This is a genomic window from Stutzerimonas sp. VN223-3 (assembly GCF_045999685.1).
GTDB lineage: Bacteria > Pseudomonadota > Gammaproteobacteria > Pseudomonadales > Pseudomonadaceae > Stutzerimonas > Stutzerimonas stutzeri_AR.
In genome coordinates this window covers 746,227-762,757 of record NZ_RBEC01000002.1, presented here as the reverse complement: position 1 = coordinate 762,757, position 16,531 = coordinate 746,227, and the positions used below count along the sequence as shown (strand labels likewise).

At 61.5% G+C, this 16,531-nt stretch carries 16 protein-coding genes; 5 read left to right on the top strand and 11 right to left on the bottom strand.

Going from position 1 to position 16,531, the window contains the following annotated elements:
• Nucleotides 1-54 precede the first annotated feature (54 nt).
• Nucleotides 55-954 carry a LysR family transcriptional regulator gene (locus D7241_RS12260; RefSeq protein ID WP_408101756.1) on the top strand — a complete coding sequence of 300 codons (900 nt, stop codon included), beginning with the start codon at nt 55-57 and terminating at the stop codon, nt 952-954.
• Between the two features lie 690 nt (nt 955-1,644).
• Here D7241_RS12260 and D7241_RS12255 read toward each other — a convergent pair.
• The 4 genes from D7241_RS12255 to D7241_RS12240 all read right to left on the bottom strand — a co-directional run bounded on the left by D7241_RS12255 (nt 1,645) and on the right by D7241_RS12240 (nt 5,264).
• The gene (locus D7241_RS12255; protein WP_408101755.1) at nt 1,645-2,208 is read right to left on the bottom strand and encodes a fructose-2,6-bisphosphatase; all 564 of its coding nucleotides are present in this window, start codon (nt 2,206-2,208) and stop codon (nt 1,645-1,647) included.
• A gap of 162 nt (nt 2,209-2,370) precedes the next feature.
• The gene (locus D7241_RS12250) at nt 2,371-2,796 is read right to left on the bottom strand and encodes an HPF/RaiA family ribosome-associated protein (RefSeq protein ID WP_408101754.1); all 426 of its coding nucleotides are present in this window, start codon (nt 2,794-2,796) and stop codon (nt 2,371-2,373) included.
• 208 nt (nt 2,797-3,004) lie between these two features.
• The gene (locus D7241_RS12245) at nt 3,005-4,309 is read right to left on the bottom strand and encodes an NTP/NDP exchange transporter (RefSeq protein ID WP_408101753.1); all 1,305 of its coding nucleotides are present in this window, start codon (nt 4,307-4,309) and stop codon (nt 3,005-3,007) included.
• A 37-nt stretch (nt 4,310-4,346) separates the two neighbouring features.
• The gene (locus D7241_RS12240) at nt 4,347-5,264 is read right to left on the bottom strand and encodes an aldo/keto reductase (protein ID WP_408101752.1); all 918 of its coding nucleotides are present in this window, start codon (nt 5,262-5,264) and stop codon (nt 4,347-4,349) included.
• A gap of 293 nt (nt 5,265-5,557) precedes the next feature.
• Here D7241_RS12240 and D7241_RS12235 point away from each other — a divergent pair, with 293 nt between their 5' ends.
• The gene (locus D7241_RS12235) at nt 5,558-5,788 is read left to right on the top strand and encodes a hypothetical protein (protein WP_408101751.1); all 231 of its coding nucleotides are present in this window, start codon (nt 5,558-5,560) and stop codon (nt 5,786-5,788) included.
• 37 nt (nt 5,789-5,825) lie between these two features.
• On the opposite strand, the gene D7241_RS12230 is transcribed toward D7241_RS12235, so the two are convergent.
• Together D7241_RS12230 and D7241_RS12225 are read right to left on the bottom strand one after the other, a co-directional pair.
• Nucleotides 5,826-7,460, bottom strand: a complete 1,635-nt coding sequence (locus D7241_RS12230) for a methyl-accepting chemotaxis protein (protein WP_408101750.1) — start codon at nt 7,458-7,460, stop codon at nt 5,826-5,828.
• Between the two features lie 166 nt (nt 7,461-7,626).
• The gene (locus tag D7241_RS12225) at nt 7,627-9,570 is read right to left on the bottom strand and encodes an ATP-dependent DNA helicase RecQ (RefSeq protein WP_408101749.1); all 1,944 of its coding nucleotides are present in this window, start codon (nt 9,568-9,570) and stop codon (nt 7,627-7,629) included.
• Nucleotides 9,571-9,890: 320 nt separating this feature from the next.
• On the opposite strand from D7241_RS12225, the gene D7241_RS12220 reads away from it, so the two are divergent.
• Entirely contained in the window at nt 9,891-10,139 is a 249-nt protein-coding gene (locus tag D7241_RS12220) for a DUF2790 domain-containing protein (RefSeq protein ID WP_255983686.1), read from the top strand.
• A gap of 117 nt (nt 10,140-10,256) precedes the next feature.
• On the opposite strand, the gene D7241_RS12215 is transcribed toward D7241_RS12220, so the two are convergent.
• From D7241_RS12215 to D7241_RS12200, 4 genes are all read right to left on the bottom strand, one after another.
• The gene (locus tag D7241_RS12215; protein ID WP_408101748.1) at nt 10,257-10,859 is read right to left on the bottom strand and encodes a nitroreductase family protein; all 603 of its coding nucleotides are present in this window, start codon (nt 10,857-10,859) and stop codon (nt 10,257-10,259) included.
• A gap of 305 nt (nt 10,860-11,164) precedes the next feature.
• Complete coding sequence (locus D7241_RS12210; protein ID WP_408101747.1) at nt 11,165-12,706, bottom strand: phosphoenolpyruvate carboxykinase; 1,542 nt, start codon at nt 12,704-12,706, stop codon at nt 11,165-11,167.
• Between the two features lie 154 nt (nt 12,707-12,860).
• Nucleotides 12,861-13,754: an Hsp33 family molecular chaperone HslO gene (gene hslO, locus D7241_RS12205; RefSeq protein ID WP_408102326.1), complete on the bottom strand. Its 894-nt coding sequence runs from the start codon at nt 13,752-13,754 to the stop codon at nt 12,861-12,863.
• A gap of 137 nt (nt 13,755-13,891) precedes the next feature.
• Nucleotides 13,892-14,287, bottom strand: coding sequence for an RNA-binding S4 domain-containing protein (locus D7241_RS12200; RefSeq protein ID WP_408101746.1), 396 nt, complete (start codon nt 14,285-14,287; stop codon nt 13,892-13,894).
• Between the two features lie 102 nt (nt 14,288-14,389).
• Between D7241_RS12200 and D7241_RS12195 the strand changes: the two genes are divergently transcribed.
• Both D7241_RS12195 and rimK read left to right on the top strand, forming a co-directional pair.
• Nucleotides 14,390-14,857 (top strand): ATP-dependent zinc protease, encoded by a 468-nt coding sequence (locus D7241_RS12195; RefSeq protein WP_255983691.1) that lies wholly within the window; start codon nt 14,390-14,392, stop codon nt 14,855-14,857.
• Nucleotides 14,854-15,759, top strand: a complete 906-nt coding sequence (gene rimK, locus D7241_RS12190) for a 30S ribosomal protein S6--L-glutamate ligase (RefSeq protein WP_019340871.1) — start codon at nt 14,854-14,856, stop codon at nt 15,757-15,759. Before D7241_RS12195 ends, rimK begins: the two co-directional genes overlap by 4 nt.
• A gap of 16 nt (nt 15,760-15,775) precedes the next feature.
• Here the strand turns inward: rimK and D7241_RS12185 are convergent, their stop codons facing one another.
• The gene (locus D7241_RS12185; RefSeq protein WP_408101745.1) at nt 15,776-16,516 is read right to left on the bottom strand and encodes a SapC family protein; all 741 of its coding nucleotides are present in this window, start codon (nt 16,514-16,516) and stop codon (nt 15,776-15,778) included.
• Nucleotides 16,517-16,531 lie beyond the last annotated feature (15 nt).

Below are 16,531 nucleotides of genomic sequence, written 5' to 3'. Positions count from 1 at the left end.
ATGAAGAAGGTACTATTTTTGAAATTTAGTCTTGTGATGATTCAGATTCATTAGATGAATATCTACAGCTTCGACCTCAACCTGCTTCGCGTGCTGGACGCCCTGCTGCGCGAACGCAACGTCTCCCGCGCCGCCGAGCGGCTTTCACTCAGCCAGCCGGCCGTCAGCAATGCGCTGAATCGGCTGCGGGAACTGCTCGACGACCCGCTACTGGTGCGCGTCGGACGCGCCATGCAGCCGACCCCGCGTGCGCTGAACCTCGAGGCGCCGATCCGCGACGCGTTGCAGCAAATCGAACATACGCTCAACGCCGGTGACTTCTTCGATCCCGCCACCAGCCGCCAGCGCTTCGTAATCGCCGTGACCGACTACGTCGAGCTAATCTGCATGCCTGCGCTGATGGCGCATCTTGCGCGCGTGGCACCGGGCATCCAGCTCGCCATTCAACACCTGACCCCAAGCCTGCCCGCCGAGGCGCTGGATGACGGCAGGCTGGACTTGGTACTAGGCCGTTTCGTCGACGTGCCGACGCGCTTCCATACCCGTAGCTGGGCCAGCGAAACCTTGCAGGTCGCAGTGCGCAAAGGCCATCCGATGATTGGCGAGACGCTGGACCTTCCAGGTTTCCTGCGCCTTCGCCACCTCTGGGTCCACGGTGGGCAGACGCGCGGGATGGTCGATCAATGGCTGGAGCAACAAGGCCTCAGCCGCGACGTTGTCTACACCACGCCGAACTACCTACAGGCCGCACACATCGTCGCCCACAGCGACCTGGCCGCCGTGCTGCCAACAGAGCTGGCGCGCTATTTCACGGAACTGCTGCCGTTGCAACTGTTCGATCTGCCCTTCGATCTCGGCAGCTTCCGGCTGGATATCGTCAGCGTCGCCCAGCGGGAGCGGGATGCGGCGCTGCATTGGTTGATAGAGCAGATTGTGGCAGTTGCTCGCCATTGACGCTTAATCGCCTTTCATAGCAGCAAGAGACGTCTGGTGCCACGCTTCGCGTTTCCACCTTACGGTCTACGGATCGCTCTATACGCTAGGCGCTTGTTGCAGAAAAAACTGCCTAATCCGACCGCCGCTTTTTCATCAGAAAGCAAAAAACCCGCCGAAGCGGGTTTTTTTCTGACCTTACCGAATCCTTTCGAGTGCCGTCCTGGCGATGGTCGATCTTCCTGATCCTGAGCGCGTCCTGCGCTTCAGAGTGGGTGTAGATTAATCATCCGCGGCAGGGAGCTAAAGCGGCGAACGGCGCGACGTTTTGTAAGCCTTTCGCTATAGCCGCTTCTCATTACACCAGTCGCAGCCCATCGGCGCATTCAGGAGCGCACCGGGGAAACGCCGCTGAGCCGGCTATATGAAAGGCGGCAAGCCCCTGGTCAGAGCGGATTAGCACATTTGCGCCGATGATCATTTGCGAACAGACCAACACAAACATCACCGTTCTCTGCAAACGGCACTTGCCGCTGGTTCAGCAGCCGCAGCCGTCTGGCCACGGCCGGGATTAGCCCTTTGGCCCAATCACCAGCAGTTCGTTTCCGCCTCCGTGTGGCGTCCGGTCAGGATCGCCCTAACTCGTTTGTCCGCATCCTTGACCGCGGCTTCGTGTCGAGCAGCTCGTAGCGGACTAGATGCTCGGTGGGATCAGGACGGCTTCGAATAGCGGCTGGGGTGCCAATAGCCGGACAGCAGCGGCAACGCAGGCCCGCGCCAGCCGCGTCGACGCAGCTGCGTGGCAATCAGCGCATTCATGATTTTGTGGCCCATGAGCAACACGCTCCCGTGGGTCTCGGCCAGCTCGATGAGCTTATCGGCGGCGGCGCTGGCACGCTTTTTCGATTCGCTGACCGGCTCGGTGTGACTGGCGAAGCCGAGGAACCAGGCGGTGCGAAAGGTGATGCGCCAGAAACGCGAGGGCATCAGCGGGTAAGCCCAGTCGGGGTACGGCAGGTGCGCCTCGGCGAACAGGGGCTCGGGTTCATGGCCGCATTCGCAACTCAGGTAGGCGCGCGACTCCACGCAACGCATTAGCGAGCTGCACAGCACTACACCGACCGAGCCGGCCAGCTGCCTTAGCGCTTCAGGTCGCTCCGTGGCGACGACGCTAGCCGAGTTGTAGCGCTCCACCCAACTCTTCATGCCGGCAGGCGTGCTCCAGCGAGCGGCCGAGTGCCCAGGCCGACCATGACGCACCAGGATTATCTGCATTGGCGGGACCAGCTGGAAAAAGATGAACCTTCGAAACGTGCCGGAGCTGGCGGTTCCGGACGGCTAGCACGATCGCGGTCGGCCGCCATTTCGCTTGGCGCGAGTGGGTCATGATGAAATTGGGGACGCATCCGCCCGTCTTGCCGAGCGGAATCGCCGGGTTTATTCCTTGCCGAGTGCGTCCTGCTTTTCCAGGAAGTCTTCTTCGAGCATGGCGTCCTTGACCGCTTGCGGCTGCTCGGCGCGTAGCGGGTCGTTGAGTTCGCCGCTGGAAAGAACCTTGCTGTCCAGCTTGCCCATCAGGTGTTCCAGCGCATGGCGCATCTTTTCCGACGCACCGTCGACGGCCAGTTGCAGCGACTCGGCCTTGTGCGTGACGGATACGGCCTGATGGCCTTTGGGCCGCGCTTCGATCTGGCAACGCTTGTCGTCGGCGCCGGCTTTTTGCGCGTTCTCATCGCTGACGTGGACTTCGATTCGAGTGAGAAAGTCGTCGAAACGCTCCAGCCGCTCCTCTACGGTCGAACCCACCCATTCATGCATTTCGACACTGCCGCGAACGTGTTGGCTGTTAACTTGAACATACATACGACTACTCCTGATTGATGACGTACCTGTTAGGTTCGAGGGATCTGCGGCGCCGAGGTTCAGCGGCTTCGTCTGGCTGATTTGTCTGCATGGCGGTTCAGGCAGCAATGAATGCTGGCAGAAGCTAGGCTGCGAATGAGGCTGGAAGGTATGCGGGTTGCACCATTTTTCTTCACCCCCATCCCCCTCTGAAAAGGCCGGTTCAACGCTAATCGCCTGCATTTACCTGCTCGGCCTTGCCACGGTCTGCACGACCGCCCAGATACCAGCCCAACACGCCCCATACCGCAGCGCAGGCCGCGCCCACTATGGCGATCAGCACCGCGCCGTGGCCGAGGGTATCCAACAGACTCTTGGCCCAGCCGCTCAAGGCGTCGCCGCCGCGATAGACCACGGTGTCGATGAAGTTCTTCGCCTTGTACTTGCTCTCGGCATCCAGCGGGGCGAAGAGCATTTCGCGGCCGGGCCGGACGAAGGCGTACTCGCCGATGCGCCGCACGATCATCACAGCGGCCAGCACGGCGAAAGTCGGCGCCAGCGCCAGGCCGATGAAGCCCAGACAGACCGATACCGGCACGGCGGCCAGCAGCATGCGCACGCCGAGGCGTTGGGCGATGCGCCCGGTGATGAATAACTGTGACAGCAGCGCGCCAGCCTGCACCACGAAGTCGATCGCACCGAACACCCGTACCTGTTCGGCGCGATCCGGAAAGAGTTCGGCCACCAGCCGCGCCTGCTCGAAATAGAGAAAGGTGCTGGCCGTAGTCAGCAGCAGTACGAACGCGGCGATGCCCAGCAGATAGGTCGACCCGAGTACCCGCGTGAGCCCGCTGAACGGATTGCCGACAACCGGGCGACGCGGGTTTTCTGCCCGTTCGGCGCCGGGTCGACCGGCGCCATGTACTTCCCGCCAGGCCATCAGTTGATGCTTGAGCGCCACGGCGGCGGCCAACAACAGCGCTGCCAGTAACATCAGGCCGAACTGCCCTAGCATTCCCACCAGCAACGCACTCAGCGCCGGCCCTACCAAGCCGCCGACGCTGGCGCCGGCGGCGATAAAGGCGAACAGGCGACGGGCCTGAGGCGCGTCGAATACGTCGGCCATCAGGCTCCAGGCCACCGAAACCACGAACAGGTTATAGACCGAGATCCATACATAGAACACTCGTGCCAGCCAGATGCTGTCCCGCAACAGGAAGAACAGTCCGGCAAACAGCAGCAGGTTGATGCAGAAAAACCCGTACACCCAGTCGATGTAATGAATGCGCGCCACTCGCGAGTTGAGCCAGGCGAACAGCGGCACCGCAACCAGCATGGCGAGGAAGGTCGCTGTGAACAGCCACTGCAGGTTGTCGACGCCGCCCTGAATACCCATCGACTCGCGGATCGGCCGCAGCATGAAGTAGCCGGAGAATAGGCAGAAGAACAGCCCGAACCCCGCCAGCGCGGCGCGTAGCTCGCCGGGGCGGGCATTGATCAGTGCGGCAGCGCGTGCGTCGAGCGGGACGGACATATAGCCTCCAGCGGCGAAGACTGCGGCGGCGTGGCGCTTAGCGGAAGGCTTCGACGATCAGTTGCCGCTGGCGCTCGTCCGGCAGGCGACCCTGCCCGGCGAGAATGTTGTCGGCCATGTAGCGCGGGTTAGAGGTGGCGGGAATGACCGTAGTGACGGCCGGCTCGGCCAGGATGAACTTCAGCAGCAGCTGCGCCCAGGAGCTTGCGTCTATCTCCGCCGCCCAGGCCGGCAGCGGCTTGCCCTTGACCCGCGACAACAGATTGCCTCGAGTGAATGGCCGGTTGATCAGCGTGGCGATGCCGTTGTCGGCGCAATACGGCAGCAGCCGCTTCTCGGCATTGCGCTCGCCGACCGAATAGTTGAACTGAACGAAGTCGACCTTCTCCTGCTTGAGCACATCGAGCAGCCGATCATGGGCCGACTCGACGTAGTGGGTCACGCCGATATAGCGCACGCGCCCCTGCTCCTTCAGCTCGCGCAGCAGACCGAGCTGGGTGCTGGTGTCCTGCAGGTTGTGCACCTGGATCAGGTCGATGGTGTCGGTCTGTAGTGCTTTGAAGCTGGCCTCGATTTGCGCCATACCGCGTTCACGGCCGGTGGAAGAAACCTTGGTGGCGAGGAATACCTGATCTCGTGCATCGAGTCGCTGGACCAGTTCGCCTACCACGCGATCCGCATTGCCGTAGCTCGGCGCGGTGTCGATGACCTTGGCGCCACCTTCGACGAATACCCGCAGCACGTCGAGCAACGCTTCCATTTCGACATCGTCGAGGCTGATGTCATGCGTACGCGAAGTGCCGAGCCCGATCACCGGCAACATTTCGCCGGAGGCCGGAATCGTGCGCATCCGTAGCGGTTCGGCGGCCTGCGCCAGAGACGGCAGCAACGGTCCGAGAGCGGCGATAGCCGCCAGTACGGCGGAACGGTGGAGGAGCTGGCGGCGCGTCTGCATGGGCGAATTCTCCAGGTCGGTCAGTGTTGGCCAGTCGGCGGCGTCGACGCCTGAGTATGGTCGACTCCGTCGGACACATCGGCCATCCGACGTACAGGAGCTTTTCAGTTTGTTTCGACAGCGGGTCACCTGCGTCAGCTTTTACCGAACACAGCCGAAAATTTCAGAGGATCGATTTCTCCGATAATGGCAATATGCCTCCAATTCGGTTCTACTTCGCCGCGCCTGATGGCCGTTGATCCTTGCGCCGCACCCGTTGGTGCCTGCGCAGGTTCGCAACAATCGAGACACCCATGTCCAGTCACCCGACCAAGCCGACCGGCCAACCCTCGACCGCCTCGTCTGATAGACCTGAGCAGTCAGCTCGGCGATTCAAGGCGCGGCGGCACCGGCTGATCAACCTTGCCTATGCGCTGGGTCTGCTGTTGGTGTTCGTTCTCAGCCTATTGCTGCTGCCCGGCGATACCGGCCTGGGCAAGCTGCTGCGCAGCGAGCTGGATGCCGAATCGAGCGCCACGCTTTAGCCGAGCGCTTCAACGCCTGCTTTCTTGTAGCACCAACTCAGACGCGAAACCGCCCGACCAGCTCCGCCAGGCTCTGGGATAGCGTGGAGAGCTGCTGACTGGCCTGCATGCTTTTGGCCGAGTTCGCCGCCGCGTCGTTGGACAGATCACGGATGTCGGTGATGTTGCGCGCGATCTCCTCGGTGACGCTGCTCTGCTCCTCGCAGGCCGTAGCGATCTGCGCCGCCATGTCATTGATGCGCTGAACCGATTGCGACGTTTCGGCCAGCACCTGATCGACATCCGCGGCGCGCTCGACACTGTCGCGAGCCTTGCCGCTGCCGGCATGCATCGCCTGCACAGCCTTGGCGACACCGCCCTGCAAACGCTCGATGCGTACCTGAATATCCTTGGTCGAATCCTGGGTGCGTGCCGCCAGTGCCCGTACTTCATCGGCCACCACGGCGAAGCCGCGACCCTGCTCACCGGCCCGAGCAGCCTCGATGGCAGCGTTGAGCGCAAGCAGGTTGGTCTGTTCGGCGATACCGCGAATCACCTCGAGCACGGCGCCGATGTTGGCGGTTTCTTCGGCCAGCGCCTCGATGGTCTGCGAGGTACTTTCCACCTCCTGAGCGAGCTGGCGGATCGACTGGATAGTGCCGCTGACCACCGCTGCACCCTGGCGTGACTGGTTTTCGGCATCGCGCGCAGCGTTCGAAGCGTTCTGCGCATTGAGCGCGACTTCATGTACGGCGGCGCTCATTTCGGTGGCCGCCGTGCTGACCTGATCGACCGCCGCATGTTCGCTGATGATCAGCCGATCGTTGATGGCGGCCATTCCGGCCATGCCGCGTGCGGCAGCATCGACCTCTCCGGTCACCCGCCCTACTTCGGCGATCAGCGGCTGCAGCTTGTCGAGGAATCGATTGAATGCATTGCCGAGCCGGCCAAGCTCGTCGTTCGAGCGCACATCCAGCCGGGCTCGCAGGTCGCCATCGCCTTCGGCGATCTGCTGGACGCGATCGAGCAGTCGGCGCATCGGCCTTAGCACCACCAGCGGCAATACAAGCACCAGCAGCACACAACCGAGCAGGCCGAACAGCAGAAGGCCAGCCTGCAGCGACTCAGCGGTCGCGCCCTCGGCAATTGCCGCCTCGCCCTCACGCTGTGAGGCCTGGTCTTCGAGTTCGCCGAGCTTGTCGATAGCATCACGCATGGCATCGAAACGCGCTTCGCTGTCACCGAAACTCAGCGCGCTGGCCGCCTGCGGGTCTACGGCGATCTGCTCAATGACCCGTTGTGAGATCGCCGACCACTGTTCGAAGCCACGATTGAACTGTTCGACCAGCGCTAAGGCTTCGGCTCCCGGCTGCATCGCAGCGTATTGCTGCACGCGGTCACGGGCTTGCTGGAGGTTTTCCGCATGGCTCTCCCGCAGCGCTTGAACATGCTCTTCGGCATCGCTGTCGAGCATGCTGCGCTCGGCGACAAACGCCTGGTACAAGTCGCGGTCGGCGTTCAGCAGCAGGCTGATGGCCGGTAAATAACGCTTGGTCAGCAGACTGCTCGACTCTGCTGTCTGGTCGATGCCGCGCATGCCGGACCAACCCATCAACACGAGTAGCAGGGCCAGGAAGCCGACCGGCAAGGTAATTTTCCAGCGAAAGCCCAGATTGGTGAAAAAGCGAGACATGGCGGCGCCCCATAGACGGATTGTCCTGCTATCGGCAGCTCTGCCCTTGCGCATGAGGTCATTGGTCGAAATATGCACAATGACTGCCGAAGCCCTTGGGCTATCGGCAGACCCTTGTCTTACGAAAAGCGGCGAGACTGCCCGGCTGCCAACGGACCCACTCGCGCTACGTGCGCCTCACCCGCTCACGCACCTCTGCATACGGGTAGGCTTCCAGCGAAGCGAACCCTGGGATGCCGCGCGCCTTGAGCTTGGTGAATACCGGCGCGCTGATGCCACAGAGAAAACGTGTCAGGCATTCGACACTGGGCGCGGAGCTCTTCAGCTGCTGATAGCGCTGACTGAAGTCGGCACAGCGGGCGGCGACGTCGATTTCCTCCAATCGGGGTAGCGCTGGCGGCTCGGGCAACTGCGCAACGTGTCCCCGGCATACCGAACAGTGACCACACTGCTGCGGCGCCTGGCGGTCACCGAAATACGCAGCCAGGCGCTGGCTGAGGCATTCACGCGACCCGAACAGCGCCAGCATGTTGTCGATACGGATGATTTCACTGGTTTCGTGCTGTTTGAAATAGGCGTGCAGTTCAGCGCTGAGCGAATCAGGATCGAAGCTTGGGTCCAGCAGCGCGTAGACCTCGGTCATCTGTTTGCTTTCCAGCTCGATCCAACACTTTTCTTGAAAATACTCCAGCGCTTTGACCACCCGCGCCCGATCGGCGCCGTGCTGCTGGTAGAGCGCATCGAAGTCCAGCGTGCACCAGGTTCGCGCTGGGGCCGAGGTCTGCACGATGGCTTCGACGAACTGCCGACGCTCGCCGTCAAATTTCGCCACCAGCGCCTCGGGTTCGAGAAGGTACTTGAAGCGATATTCGGCGAAATAGGCGAAGCGTGGGGCGATGATGCCCTTGAGTTCCAGCTGAACCAGCAGGGTTTTCAGCGGCAGCTGGCGAATGTTGCTCTGGTCGGACAGCTGATTGAGCATCAGCTCCCATTGGCCGCCACCCCGTTGATCCGGAGCGGCGGCCTGCAACAGCTCGTCGAGGACGCAGCGGATGCCCTCGCGCTCCGGCGTGTCGCCGTAAACGTAGTTCTGCAGCACGCTGAGGCTGTCGCGATTGGCCAGCACCAAGCAGTCCGACGGCTGGCCGTCGCGCCCGGCACGGCCGATTTCCTGGCTGTAGTTCTCCACCGACTTGGGTAGGTCGTAATGCACCACGTTGCGGATATCCGACTTGTCGATGCCCATGCCGAAGGCGATGGTGGCGACGATGCAGTTCAGCTCGCCGTCCATGAAGCGGCGCTGGATCGATTCGCGCAGCTCGTGATCCATGCCGGCGTGGTAGGCGCTGGCCGGAAAGCCTCGCTGCGCCAGGTGCTCGGAGACCTGCTCGGCGGTTTTCTGTTGGGTAACGTAGACGATGGTCGGTTGGCCAGCCTTGTCTGCCAGCCACTCCACCAGCCGGCGCTGCTTGTTGAATCCGCTGACCGGCTCGACCAGCAAATTGAGGTTGGGACGATAGAAGCCGGTAGTCACCACATCGCCCGTGGCAATGGCGAATTTGGCCTGCATGTCGGCGATCACCGGCGGCGTAGCCGTGGCGGTCAGCAGCAGTACCTGAGGAATATTGAACTGGCGTTGATAATCGGGAAGCTTGAGGTAGTCCGGGCGGAAGTTGTGGCCCCACTCGGAGATGCAGTGCGCCTCGTCCACCACCAACAGCGAGATCGGCACCTGACTGATGAAGTGGCGAAAGCGCTCGTTCTTCAGACGCTCCACCGAGATCATCAGGATCTTCAATTCACCCGACTTGGCGCGTGCCATGGTCTCGCTGGCTTGCTCGCGGCTCTGCGCCGAATCGATGCTGCCAGCGGCGATGCCATGCCGATGCAAGAACGCCAGTTGATCCTGCATCAGCGCCAACAAGGGCGATACAACCAGCGTCAGATGCGGCAGCAACAGCGCCGGCAGCTGATAACACAGGGACTTGCCGGAGCCGGTCGGGAAGATCGCTGCAGCCGAGCGACCGGCCACCACGGCGCGAATGGCCTGTTCCTGACCAGAGCGGAAACCGTCGTAGCCAAACGTCTGGGCGAGGGTCTGTTCGATCATGCTGAGTCACTCCTTTGACTGGGAGTCGGAGGGTAGCAAAAGGAGGGAGACGGTAAAGCAAACGGGCGGCCAGGGCGCGGTCAGCCGTCGATAATCGCTCGGAGAATTCGGCCAAGGGATGCAAGAGCACTTGCAGGTCTGCAGCAAGCGAGGCGGCCAACATTTCGCTCAATCACGATCATTGGAAACCGCAATTATCGTTAGCAAGCTCACTACTTTTACGATCGCCGGGCCCTGAGAAAAACCATAAGCGAAGCTGGATCAGGTGATGCGGCTCGTGAACAGGACGCCATACGAATCAGAACACAGGATGCCCCACCATGCGCGTTACCCTTGCTACCACTGCCCTTCTGCTATCCGCCGCCTCGCTCGTCCATGCCAACAGCGCCGAACCCGAGACCTACACCTACGGTACCAAGACCGACATCGCGTCTGTGATGTCGATCAAGATCGAACCCACACCCTATTGCGAGGTTACCGACGCGGTCATGACTTATCGCGATTCCGCCGGCGAGGTACGCAAGCTTTCGTATCGGACCTTGTCCGATGCCTGCAAGAACCAGAACTGATATCGGCCGTCTCGATAGCCGGCGCTCCGACGGACTTGCTGGGCTGCAGGGCTCTGGTCAACTGAAAGGTTGATTGACAACGAAGGGGCGCCATACCGAGCGCCCCTTGCTGCATGCTTAGAACCGATCGCGGATGATCACTTCATCGAACGGCAGCTTACCGACACGCGGCTTGGGTTCGGCGGCCCGCTTGCCCACCGCGACCATCATGGCGATGACATGGTTTTCCGGCAGGTTGATCAACTTACCGACCGCGTCGAAATCAAAGCCATCCATGGGGCAGGAATCCAGCCCCTTGCCACGGGCGGCGAGCATCAGTGTTTGGGCCATCAAGCCGCAGCTGCGCATGGCTTCGTCGCGCTGTACCTGCGGCCTGCCGCGGTAGTAGTTATCGATGGCGCCAGCCATATAGTCCTGCACTTCCGGCGGCGTGCCTTCCCAAACGCGGCGTACATTCTTCTCCCAGCTGTCCAGCTGCGCGCAAACCACCACCAGCATTGACGCATCGGTCATCTGCGCCTGGTTCCAACCCACCTCACGAATCTGCGCGCGCAATGCCGGATCGCTGACCTCGACGAAGCGCACATGCTGCAGGTTAAAAGCCGACGGGGCTAGCAGCGTCAATTGCAGCAGTTCGTCCTTTTCTTCCCGGCTGAGCTGGAAGTCGGTGTCGTAGGCCTTGATGGCGCGACGGGTTTGGATAGCTTCTTCGATGTGCATGAACGGCTCCACGGGTTGAAAGTGTGGCTGCCATGCTATGTCGACGGAATGATCGAATCCATGCGTCTTTGCTGATGATATCTATCGCAGTCGTTGATTCTTTGGACGGTACAGGTGGGCTTGAGACGCATAGTTCTGTATATGCCGTAGGGTGGGCTTTAGCCCACCGATGTCGCAGGCGGTGGGCTAAAGCGGAGCGCCGCCCGGCCCACCCTACGGACACGAACGGCTAACACACATCTTCTGGTGAGCAGCCACGAAAAAGCCGCCCGGGGGCGGCTAGTTCTGACGCAACGGCTTACGGCTTAAAGCTGCGGGCCTGCGGCCTTGATGGCGTCGGAGACATCGAACTTCTTGAAGTTCTCGATGAACTTGTTCGCCAGCTCTTTAGCCGCTTCGTCGTAGGCGTTCTGGTCAGCCCAGGTATTGCGCGGGTTGAGCAGCTGAGTGTCGACACCCGGGACGGCCGTCGGCACGTCCAGGTTGATGATCGGCAGGTGCTGGGTTTGCGCACCGATCAACGCGCCGCTCTGGATCGCCGCGATCACAGCCCGCGTAGTCGGGATATTGAAGCGCTTGCCAACGCCGTAACCGCCACCGGTCCAGCCGGTATTAACCAGATAGACCTTTGAACCGAACGCCTGAATGCGCTTGATCAGCAGCTCGGCGTAAACACCGGCCGGACGCGGGAAGAATGGCGCGCCGAAGCAGGTGGAGAACGTCGACTTGATGCCGCTGCCCGAACCCATCTCGGTGGAACCGACCAGTGCGGTGTAGCCGGAGAGGAAGTGGTAGGCCGCCTGTTCATCGTTAAGGATCGAAACGGGCGGCAGCACGCCGGTCAGGTCGCAGGTCAGGAAAATCACCGCGTTCGGCTCGCCGCCGAGGTTCTTCTCGGAACGCTTCTCGACGTACTCCAGCGGGTAGGCGGCGCGGCTGTTCTGCGTCAGGCTGTCATCGGTGTAGTCAGCGATGCGCTCGTCATCGAGCACGACGTTTTCCAGCACGGTGCCGAACTGGATGGCTTTCCAGATCACCGGCTCGTTCTTCTCGGACAGGTCGATGCACTTGGCGTAGCAGCCCCCCTCGATGTTGAACACCACACCGGTGCCCCAGCCGTGTTCGTCGTCGCCGATCAGGTAACGCGATTCGTCGGCGGACAGGGTGGTCTTGCCAGTGCCGGACAGGCCGAAGAATAGGGTGACATCACCTTCTTCGCCGATGTTGGCAGCGCAGTGCATCGGCAGCACGTCGGCTTCGGGCAGCAGATAGTTTTGTACGGAGAACATGGCCTTCTTCATTTCACCGGCGTAGCGCATACCGGCGATGAGGACCTTCTTGGCAGCGAAATTGATGATCACGCAACCATCGGAGTTGGTGCCGTCACGCTCAGGGGAGCATTCGAAGTTGGCGACGTTGAGAACCTGCCATTCTTCCTTGCCGGCTGGGTTGTACTGCGCCGGGTTGATGAATAGCTGGCGACCGAAGAGGTTCTGCCAGGCTGTCGCGGTGGTCATCTTGACCGCCAGGTAGTGGCCCTCGGACGAGCCTACATGGACGTGGGAAACGAAGTGTTCCTGGGCCTTGTTGAAGGCCTCGACGCGATCCCACAGGGCATCGAACTTGTCGGCAGGGAACGGACGGTTGATCGGGCCCCAGGCGATGGAATCCTTGGTGCTCGGCTCTTCGACGATATAGCGATCGGCTGGCGAACGACCGGTCCGATGACCAGTTCTGACAACGAGCGCGCCATTGGCGGCCAATTCACCCTCACCGCGCTTGATGGCTTCTTCGATCAATCGAGCGGTGCTGATATCAACGTACACGGCGTTAATAGCTTGCGTCATGAGTTTCCGTCGGCCTTGGGCCGAATCCTCCATGCTGTTGTAGCCCACCTGACAGTGAACTACATCGAAAAAAAGTGCGCGCGATTATGACAGAAATGACGCTGCGCTGGGTATGAGGGCGTAATGGCGAAAAGGTTCTACGCCCCACGGCCTTTTAATGCCGCGTGCCGGAAGGGCCCTCGGTTCCCGCACCAGCGAACAACTGGGCGATATCGGCCGCATCGAAGCGGTAGCTGTGATTGCAGAACTGGCAGTCGATGGAGATTGCGCCGCCCTGTTCGTTGAGCAGCTGCTCGGCATCGTGCTGACCGAGGCTGATCACCGCATTGGCCGAGCGTTCGCGCGAGCAGCTGCAGCGGAAGACGATCGGCCGCGGCTCGAACAGGCGCACCTGCTCTTCGTGATAGAGCCGGTGCAGCACGGTCTGGGTATCGAGACCGAGCAGTTCTTCGGTCGACAGCGTATCGGCAAGGGTGCGCAAGTGCTGCCAGCTGGCTTCGCGTTCTTCACCGTCACGGATGCGATCGGCCGGTAGCTGCTGCAGCAGCATGCCGCAGGCACGGCGGCCATCGGCGGCAAGCCAGAAGCGCGTCGGTAATTGCTCGGACGATGCGAAATAGCTCGACAGGCTTTCCGCCAGGGTCGCGCCATCCAGCGCAACGATGCCCTGATAACGCTGGCCCTTGGCTGGATCGATGGTCATCGCCAGCACGCCTTCGGGCATCAGCTCGGCCAGTGTCGCACCGGGGGTCAGTTGCTCTTCGTGATAGCGGGCGATGCCGCGCACTTCGCGGTCGCTCGAGCACTCCACCATCAACAGAGGCACCGCGCCAGCTGAACGCGCCTGCAACACCATCAGCCCGTCGAACTTCAGCGTACCGACCAGCAGCGCCGCTGCGGCGAGCAGTTCGCCGAGCAGCTGGGCGACCGGCTCCGGGTAGGCGTGTTTGGCCAGCACTTCGGCATAGCTGCGCTCGAGCCCGACCCACTCGCCCCGCACGTCGGTGTTATCGAAAAGGAAACGCTGGGTGTAATCGGAATCGAGCATGGGCATGACCAGAGCAGGTGGAAGGCCGGGGCCGTTGGCTGGGATACCGCGATTCATCGAATCTCGGAATCTGCATGGGCGCCTGAGAGAAGGGACCGCATTCTAGGGCGAAAGTGGCGACCATCCAACCGGTGGAATCATTCGGCGTCCGAGCGAAAGCGCTGCAAGGCGCGGCGCTGTTTCTTGCTCGGTCTGCCATCGGTTTCCACTCCGAGAGTCCCGGCCTTGCGCATGGCGGCGGCGTTTTCGCGCCGGGCCAGACTGTCAGCGGTTTCCTCATATAACAGTTGCGCTTCCGGAGCGCCCTTTCGCACCGCAGAAAGGGCGCGGATGACCACGGTGCGCTCATCGAAGCCGGCGCGAACGACCAACTCCTCGCCAACCTTCGGTTCCTTGCTCGGTTTGCAGCGCTCGCCGCGACAATGCACCTTGCCACCCTCGATGGCGGCCTTCGCCAGGGCGCGAGTCTTATAGAAGCGTGCGGCCCACAACCACTTGTCCAGGCGGACTTTGCCGTCATCTTTTTCGCTCATCGTTCAACTCTGCGTAACGTCTCGTTGTCATAGGGTCGTACAGGTAGATGCGGTTGTCATGTACCCCGTCTAGAATGCGCGGAAATCTACTGGATACGTTTTTTGAATAGTCCCGACCCCCAAATAGTCATCGGTTTGCGCGAATGGATCGCCCTGCCCGAACTCGGCGTGGTCGGTCTGCGCGCAAAGATCGATACCGGTGCCAGCACCTCCGCACTGCATGCCACCGAGATCAGCGAATTCGAGCGCGGCGGCAAGCGCTGGGTTCGTTTTACCGCGCATCTGGGCACGCTCGTGCAGAGCCGGCATCGCTGCGAAGCGCCGCTGGTGGCGCGCAAGATCATCAAGAGTTCGAATGGCCACGTACAGACCCGCTACGTGGTGCGTACGCTGCTGGCGCTGGGCAGCCACCTGTGGCCAGTGGAATTCACCCTTACCTGTCGCAAGACCATGCGCTATCGCCTGCTGCTGGGGTCAAAAGCCCTGATGGACGGCAAATGGCTGGTCGACCCTGCACGCACCTACGTGCAGGAAAAACCCCAAACCCTTACCTCTCCCGGTGCCCAATGAAAATCGCCGTGCTGTCGCGCAATCCACGTTTGTACTCGACCCGCCGCCTGGTGGAGGCCGGTCAGCAACGTGGCCATGAAGTGGTGGTGATCGACACCCTGCGCGCCTACATGAATATCGCCAGCCATAAGCCGCAGATTCACTACCGCGGCCGCCCACTGGAAGGCTTCGATGCGGTGATCCCGCGGATCGGCGCCTCGGTCACTTTTTATGGCTGCGCGGTGCTGCGCCAGTTCGAGATGCAGGGCGTGTTCCCGCTCAACGAGTCGGTTGCGATTGCCCGTTCACGGGACAAGCTGCGCTCGCTCCAGCTGTTGTCGCGTCGCGGCATCGGCCTGCCGGTAACCGGCTTCGCCCACTCGCCGGACGACATTGCCGACCTGATCCAGATGGTCAACGGTGCGCCGCTGGTGATCAAGGTGCTCGAGGGCACCCAGGGCATCGGCGTGGTCATGTGCGAAACCGCCACGGCTGCCGAGTCGGTCATCGAGGCCTTCATGGGCCTGAAGCAGGACATCATGGTTCAGGAATACATCAAGGAAGCCGGCGGCGCGGACATTCGCTGCTTCGTCGTCGGCGACAAGGTGATCGCCGCCATGAAGCGTCAGGCCAAGCCCGGCGAATTCCGCTCCAACCTGCACCGCGGCGGCACCGCCAGCCTGATCAAGATCACCCCGGAAGAACGCATGACCGCGATCCGTGCCGCCAAGGTGATGGGCCTGAGTGTAGCCGGCGTCGATATCCTGCGCTCCAACCACGGCCCGTTGGTGATGGAAGTGAACTCCTCGCCAGGCCTGGCCGGTATCGAGGAAACCACTGGCAAGGACGTCGCCGGTTTGATCATCCAGTACCTGGAAAAAAACGCCGGCCCGCATCTGACGCGAACCAAGGGCAAGGGCTGAGCCGGCGCGGGTCCACTCAGGCGTCGGCGCCATCCTGCGCCTTGCGCGCCAGGTAGTGGTCGAACAGCTGGTTGGTGTTGCCCAGCGACATCAGATGCGCGTAGACCCACCCGAGCACACCGGACTTGTGCAGTTCCAGAATCTGCTCGTCGCCCAGTGCCATGAACTTCTCTTCGTCCACTGCCTGGAAATCGCTGAGCACGAAGCTTTCGCCGCTGGTGTGGTTCAGCTTGAGCGTGCGCGCTGAAAGCAGCTCCAGTTCGTTGAGTTTGGCGACGAACAGGCGGGTGCGCTCCATCTCGGCAGTGAAGTTCTGCAGGAACTGAATCATCTCATCGAGGAATTCAGTGTTCTTGCCTTCGGCATCGAACAGTTCACGACCTTCTTCTTCGTTCCAACCGTGATAGGCGGCATCGAAGCAGACGGTAAAGTTGTTGGCATCGTCCTGTGCCAGCACGAACGGGTAACGGCGGACGAACGCGGGAATGTAGGTATTGGGCTGCCAAGCGTGCTGCTCGTCGATGTAGCCGTTGTGGCCGTCTTTGAGGCCGAGCAAGGCGATGGGCATGGCCTGAGCACCTTCACCGATGAAGACGATCGGGTAGTGACGCGCGGCCTGGAAGAACTCCAGCCCGGCTATCGGCACCAGGTGGGTATTGGCAGCAAAATCGCAATTCGGCGCGGCTTTCAGCTTGAGGCCCTTGTGCTCATCGCGGTTCAACGCCTTGATTTCTTTATACAGCAGCATGGTGGTCATGAAGATCTCCGTGAA

Excerpts from the sequence above, each read along its gene's own strand:
- D7241_RS12260 (WP_408101756.1), top strand. The coding sequence starts at position 55 with ATGAATATCTACAGCTTCGACCTCAACCTGCTTCGCGTGCTGGACGCC.
- D7241_RS12255 (WP_408101755.1), bottom strand. The coding sequence starts at position 2,208 with ATGCAGATAATCCTGGTGCGTCATGGTCGGCCTGGGCACTCGGCCGCT.
- D7241_RS12250 (WP_408101754.1), bottom strand. The coding sequence starts at position 2,796 with ATGTATGTTCAAGTTAACAGCCAACACGTTCGCGGCAGTGTCGAAATG.
- D7241_RS12245 (WP_408101753.1), bottom strand. The coding sequence starts at position 4,309 with ATGTCCGTCCCGCTCGACGCACGCGCTGCCGCACTGATCAATGCCCGC.
- D7241_RS12240 (WP_408101752.1), bottom strand. The coding sequence starts at position 5,264 with ATGCAGACGCGCCGCCAGCTCCTCCACCGTTCCGCCGTACTGGCGGCT.
- D7241_RS12235 (WP_408101751.1), top strand. The coding sequence starts at position 5,558 with ATGTCCAGTCACCCGACCAAGCCGACCGGCCAACCCTCGACCGCCTCG.
- D7241_RS12230 (WP_408101750.1), bottom strand. The coding sequence starts at position 7,460 with ATGTCTCGCTTTTTCACCAATCTGGGCTTTCGCTGGAAAATTACCTTG.
- D7241_RS12225 (WP_408101749.1), bottom strand. The coding sequence starts at position 9,570 with ATGATCGAACAGACCCTCGCCCAGACGTTTGGCTACGACGGTTTCCGC.
- D7241_RS12220 (WP_255983686.1), top strand. The coding sequence starts at position 9,891 with ATGCGCGTTACCCTTGCTACCACTGCCCTTCTGCTATCCGCCGCCTCG.
- D7241_RS12215 (WP_408101748.1), bottom strand. The coding sequence starts at position 10,859 with ATGCACATCGAAGAAGCTATCCAAACCCGTCGCGCCATCAAGGCCTAC.
- D7241_RS12210 (WP_408101747.1), bottom strand. The coding sequence starts at position 12,706 with ATGACGCAAGCTATTAACGCCGTGTACGTTGATATCAGCACCGCTCGA.
- hslO (WP_408102326.1), bottom strand. The coding sequence starts at position 13,754 with ATGCTCGATTCCGATTACACCCAGCGTTTCCTTTTCGATAACACCGAC.
- D7241_RS12200 (WP_408101746.1), bottom strand. The coding sequence starts at position 14,287 with ATGAGCGAAAAAGATGACGGCAAAGTCCGCCTGGACAAGTGGTTGTGG.
- rimK (WP_019340871.1), top strand. The coding sequence starts at position 14,854 with ATGAAAATCGCCGTGCTGTCGCGCAATCCACGTTTGTACTCGACCCGC.
- D7241_RS12185 (WP_408101745.1), bottom strand. The coding sequence starts at position 16,516 with ATGACCACCATGCTGCTGTATAAAGAAATCAAGGCGTTGAACCGCGAT.